At 51.2% G+C, this 681-nt stretch carries 1 pseudogene; it reads right to left on the bottom strand.

Annotation, left to right across the window (positions count from 1 at the left end):
- Positions 1–681, bottom strand: a pseudogene (locus tag KIV40_RS33145) (carbohydrate ABC transporter permease); the annotation flags it as partial.

The raw sequence follows: 681 nt of genomic DNA, 5'->3' as shown, positions 1-681 counted from the left end.
GTAAGACTTAAGTACATAACCAATCAAACCCGGCGCAGCGTTATCCCATGCCGCTACTCGACCGCGACGTTCCATCTTGCTTGGTGCTAGCGTGCTATCAATCAGCACCTGACCACGTGGTGCTTCAACAGTTAGAGGAAGCGTCGCAATTTCAGGACCATTACCTTGATAACGAACATTGAACTCCCAAGTCTGGCTCTGGCCTTGCTTTGTAATCTCGTTGCGGCCACGCTTCTCGACATACGTGACATCGGCGTAATCAGAAGCGAAATCCGTCACTGTCGCAGCAGCCATACCTGTACCCGGACGACGACGCGGAACTTCGATGGTCGGAACCTTGAATTCCTTGCCCTCTTCCACTGCATAAGTCACCGTGAAGTTAACCTCTGCACCCGGAGCAAAACCACCGAACATTGGCGCGTTGTTGCCCTCTTGACCAAGTTGGTATGCAGCACCCCAGTTGCTTGGTTGAACCTGAGCAAAACTGAATTTAAATGGCTGCTCTAGCGGGTCATCTTTCAAACTCGCCAGGAAAGCAACAACGAACGTGCCTAGCATTACCGTTGCAACTAGAATCAATGCGCTGTATACCCAAGCCACTTTTGCCCAGCGGCGTCGCTCTTGAAACTTTGCGACCTGCTCCATAGTTGCCACAGGAGCTACATCATCTTTTGACGTCAT

The organism is Vibrio sp. D173a (genome assembly GCF_030248475.1).
The sequence above is the reverse complement of the archived record's forward strand: the minus strand, read 5'-3'. Positions and strand labels throughout refer to the sequence as shown.